A 779-nucleotide genomic window follows, 5' to 3' on the forward strand; every position below is an offset into this window, starting at 1 on the left:
CCGCTTCCTGATTTTCCTAAAATAAAAACAATCCCTGTGTTAGGTAATTGAAACGAAATATCTTTTAAAATATCCGTACGATAACCTAATTTAGATGTGTAACTTTTATTTAAATTGATTATATTAAACATAAAAATTAACTATATCCTAACTTATTTTATAAAATGAATAAAAAAATCAATAATATAAATATATTATATCAATTTTATTATCCAACAAAGATAAAATAACGTATTTAATTTATATAAAAAATTATCTATATTGACAACTTTTTTATTTTTTGGTAAACAAAATAAAAAAACTATTTATTATTATCGTTTAATAAATAGTCGTGTCTTAAAAATAACTCAATTTTAAGAAATAGTGAAATGAAAAAGATTTTTTTAATTATCGTTTTTATTATTTTTATTATAAATATTAAATTTATTTATCTAATATAATTTCCATAGGTTTTTTTCTAGAAAATACCCAAATAGGAGAGAAAATAGAAATAAAAGTTATAAATAAATTCATCATAGTAACGATTAAAATTATAAATCCAATGTTGGACCAATATTCAAATTTCTCTCTTATATCCCCAATTTTTGTTGAAATAATTGTTGGTATTTTGATAAATTGAAAAACCAATTCATTCATTATACTGTTTTTTGTCCATCCAGACCAATTGACTATATCAATCGGAATTGTTAAACATATCAATAACAAACAAGAAATCAAAAAGAAAATAACAAAACCTTCAGTCAAAAAAATTTTTAAAACATCTGTTCTTCGAGCTCCTA

General features: G+C 20.3%; 1 pseudogene. It reads right to left on the reverse strand.

Features of this window, described 5'->3' with window-relative positions:
• Positions 1–423: 423 nt before the first annotated feature.
• Positions 424–779 (reverse strand): annotated as a pseudogene (locus AB6A63_RS02475) (hypothetical protein); the annotation flags it as partial.

The sequence above is a fragment of the 'Camptotheca acuminata' phytoplasma genome (assembly GCF_041276565.1).
GTDB lineage: Bacteria > Bacillota_I > Bacilli_A > Acholeplasmatales > Acholeplasmataceae > Phytoplasma.